This window comes from Promicromonospora citrea, assembly GCF_013004695.1.
Lineage (GTDB): Bacteria > Actinomycetota > Actinomycetes > Actinomycetales > Cellulomonadaceae > Promicromonospora > Promicromonospora citrea.
In genome coordinates this window covers 1-3,778 of the sequence record NZ_JABEMG010000233.1, presented here as the reverse complement: position 1 = coordinate 3,778, position 3,778 = coordinate 1, and the positions used below count along the sequence as shown (strand labels likewise).

Genomic DNA, 3,778 nt, shown 5'->3' with positions numbered 1-3,778 from the left:
CCTCCGCGCGGACGATGCCTGCCGACACCGCGCGCAGGCGCGCCGCGACGTCGGCCGCGTGCGGGTCGAACGAGAGGCGCGCCGCGAGCTGGTCCGCCTGCGCGTCGCACAGGCGCGCCGCGTCGACCAGCGAGAGGAGGGACGTCGCCGGGTCGCCGCCCAGCCGGCCCCACACGAGCTGCGACATGCGCTCGCGGTCCACGGCGTCGGCGCGGCCCGAGTCCCACACCGCGACCAGCTCGTCGGCGCGCGTGCGCACCGCCTGCCACAGCGTGAGCGCGAGGACGACGTCGGCCGTGACGCCGTCGACCGCCGACCGGCGGGCCGCCGCGTCGAGCCGGTCGAGGTCGGCCCTGCGCGTGTCGAGCCACGTCTGCAGGTCCGCGAGGTAGGTCATGAGCTCGCCGGGCTCGGCCGCCACGCCGAGCGCTCCCGGCGGCGCCGGCGCGCGCGGGGTGCGGCTCACGGCGTCCGCCCGTACACCGGCTCCGGCGGGGCGGGGGCCGGGCCCAGCGCGTCGCCGAGCCAGCGCTCGTAGGACGCCGTCCACTGCCCGCCGTCCACCATGTCCTCCAGCACGGCGTTGACGAACCGCACCATGTCGGCCTGGTCGGCGGGGATGCCGACGCCGTACGGCTCGTCGCTCACGGCGGAGCCCACGACCTTCGCGTACGGGTCCTGTGCCGCGAAGCCCGCGAGCACGGTGTCGTCGCCCGTGATCGCGTCGACAGCGCCCTGCTGGAACAGCACGAGGCACGTCGTGTGCGTGGCGGCAGGCACCGCCTCGACGCCCTCCCACTCCCGCAGGCGCTCGAGCGTCGTCGTGCCGTCGGGCGCGCACACGCGCTGCCCCGCGAGGTCGTCGACGCCCGCGACGCCCGACGTCGAGCGCACGAGCAGCTTCTGCCCCGCGTGGTAGTACTCCGCGGAGAACGCGATGTTCTCCCAGCGCTCGCAGTTGATCGTGAACGCGCGCACGACGATGTCGACGTCGTGCTCTGCCAGGACGCGCTCGCGGTCGCCCGAGGTGATGACGCGGTACTGGATCCGCTCCGGGTCGCCGAGCAGGGCGTCGGCGACCTGCCGGGCCACGTCGATGTCGAAGCCCTCGATCTCGCCGGAGAACGGGTTGCGCGACCCCATGAGCAGCGTGTCGGACGAGACGCCCACGCGGAGCACCCCGCGGTCGCGGATCGCGGCCATGGTCGATCCCGCGGACACCTCGGGGGACCCGCCGGGCTCCAGCGAGGCGACCGCGGGCCTGCCGTCGGCGCACTCCGCCGGGGCCTCGGTCGCGGGCCCCTCCATCCGCGGCGCGGCCTCCTGGGCCGAGCGCTGCGCGGGCTCCTGCGCCACCGATCCCGCGCCCGCCGCGCCGGTGAGCAGGTGCGTCGCGGGCTCGGGCGCGCACGCGGCCGTCGTGCCGAGCAGGGTGAGCGCCACGAGCGCCGTGACGAGCGGTCGGTGGGCTGCGCGGGTTCTCATCGGTACTCCTTCAGACGGACGTTCATCCCCGCCGCCGCGGCGACGGCACCCGCGACGCCGAGCACCAGGGCGATCCACGCGGCGACCCGCGCGGTGGTCGCCGCGGACCCGAGCCGGTCGACCGCCGCGGTGCTCGTGGCCTCGACGTCGGCGTGCGCCGCGTCGGAGAAGGCGGTGAAGGCGGCGCCCGCCGAGTCGTCGGCGGTCGACGTGGCCGCCTCGACGGCCTCGTCCCACCTGCCGGCGTCGTCCAGCTCGCGGATGGCGCCGTGCTCCGTGTCCCACGCGTCGAGCAGGCCGCGCAGGTCGGAGCCGCCGTCCTCGCCGGCGGACGCCGCGCTGTCGAGCAGGTCGGCCGCCTCGGCGAGCGACGCCTGGTAGGACTCCTCGAACTCCGCGCCCGACCCGCGCTTGATGAGCGTGAACGACTCCATCGACTTGGCGTCGGTGGCGAGCGACAGCGCCTGCGACGTCGCGACCGTGGCCGCGTACGGGCCGCTCGCGACGGAACGTGCCACGCCGTTGCCGCCGAGCACGGCGGCGGCGGTCACCACGCCGCCCACGAGCAGCGCGACGCTCGCCGCGGCGAGCCCGGTGTTGAGCACCCGGTGGGTGCGCCGCGCGAGCCACACCTGGACGACGGCGAGCGCGACCAGCGCCAGCAGCACCAGCACGAGCAGGAGCTGGGCGAGGGAGACGGCGCCCATGTCGGCGTCGACCCGTTCGGAGGTGGACACGGCCACCTCGTCGAGCGTGGGCAGCACCTCGGTGCGCAGCGCGGCCGAGGCCTGGTCGAGGTACGCGGCACCGACGGGGAAGCCCTGCCGGTTGTTCGCGCGCGCCGACTCGACCAGCCCCGCGTACCGCTGCACGGAGTCGGACACCGTGGCCAGGTCGTCGGCCTCGCCGGTGCCGCGTGCGGTGGCGGCGAGCTCGGGAAGGGAGCGTGCGGCCTCCGAGAGGCTGGCCTCGTACCGCTCGCGCGCGTCCGCCGGTTCGAGGCCGCCCACGAGGAAGGCGTTCGTCGCGGTCGCGTCCGCGGAGACGAGGTCGTTGCGCAGCTCCTGCATGCCGACGAGCTGCGCGGCGTCGCGCTGCGCGTCCTGCAGGGCGTTCGCCTGGCTGCTGCCTGCGAGGAAGCCGGTCACGGCGAGCAGCAGGCAGGCGGCGACCGCGACCGCCGTGGCCAGCGCGAGCCGGCCGGGCGTGCTCGACAGCCCCGCGGAGAACCGGCCGGCCGGGCGGGCGGGCGCTGCGGCCGGTGCGGGCGCCGTCACGGGGTGCCCCCGCTGTCGGTACCGATGTCCACGACATCCTCCAGGTCTTCCGGGACCAGCGTGCGCAGCTGGTCCAGCGTCGGTCGGTCAACGTCCCGCAGGCGCCAGGCGTGCCGGGCGATCGCGGCGTCGAGCACGTTGCGTGCCCAGCGCCCGTTGCCGAAGCCCTCGCCGCGGGCCTGCTCGGCCGCGAGGCGGTCGAAGCGGTCCAGCGTGGCCTGCTCGGGCGCGAAGTCGGCGGCGCGCGCCATGCTCGCGAAGATCTGCCGCAGCTCGTCGGCCGAGTAGTCCTCGAACGTGATGGTCCGGGAGAACCGGCTCTCCAGCCCGGGGTTCGTGCCGACGAACCGGGCCATCGGCCCCGGGTAGCCCGCCACGATCACCACGAGGTCGTCGCGGTGGTCCTCCATGTCCTTGACGAGCGTGTCGACGGCCTCGCGCCCGTACTGGTCCTCCGCCAGCGCGTACGCCTCGTCGATGAACAGCACGCCGCCCAGGGCCCGCTGCACGACCGCCGTGGTCTTCTCCGCGGTCTGGCCCAGGTAGCCCGCGACCAGCTCCGAGCGGTCCACCTCGACCAGGTGCCCCTTCTCGAGCAGACCGAGCGCGCGGTAGATGCCCGCGACGAGGCGGCCCACCGTCGTCTTGCCGGTGCCGGGGTTGCCCACGAACACGAGGTGGCGGGTGAGCGTCGGGGCGTTGAGGCCTGCCTCCTGGCGCAGCCGCTCGACGCGGAGCAGCTCGGTCTGCTGCCGGATCTCGGTCTTGACGGAGCGCAGGCCGACCAGCGCCTCCAGCTCGGCGAGGAGCTCCGACAGGGGCCGGGCCGGGGGCTCGGAGGTCGCGGTGCCGTCCACCTCGGCCGTGCCGGACGTCGCGGGGAGGGCGTCGGGTCCGGCAGCGGACGCGCCGTAGGAGTCCGTGTCCTGGGAGACCGTGCCGGGCGCCCGTACGGGCCGGGCGGTGCGGGGGCCGCCGCCCGGGCCCGCCGTGCCCGCCTCGCGCCCGCGGGCCGC

Annotated in this window: 3 protein-coding genes and 1 pseudogene; all 4 read right to left on the bottom strand. The window is 76.0% G+C overall.

All coding sequences use genetic code 11. The features are described from left to right. Positions 1–466, bottom strand: a pseudogene (locus HLB15_RS22900) (hypothetical protein); the annotation flags it as partial. Next, positions 463–1,485 carry a glutamate ABC transporter substrate-binding protein gene (locus HLB15_RS22895; protein WP_171108987.1) on the bottom strand — a complete coding sequence of 341 codons (1,023 nt, stop codon included), beginning with the start codon at positions 1,483–1,485 and terminating at the stop codon, positions 463–465. The pseudogene HLB15_RS22900 and the gene HLB15_RS22895, both read right to left, overlap by 4 nt. Beyond that, positions 1,482–2,762 carry a GlnX family signal transduction membrane protein gene (locus HLB15_RS22890; RefSeq protein WP_171108985.1) on the bottom strand — a complete coding sequence of 427 codons (1,281 nt, stop codon included), beginning with the start codon at positions 2,760–2,762 and terminating at the stop codon, positions 1,482–1,484. The genes HLB15_RS22895 and HLB15_RS22890 overlap by 4 nt, the downstream gene beginning before the upstream one ends. Next, positions 2,759–3,778: AAA family ATPase (locus tag HLB15_RS22885; protein WP_171108982.1), on the bottom strand; the 1,020-nt coding region annotated here is incomplete at its 5' end. The genes HLB15_RS22890 and HLB15_RS22885, both read right to left, overlap by 4 nt.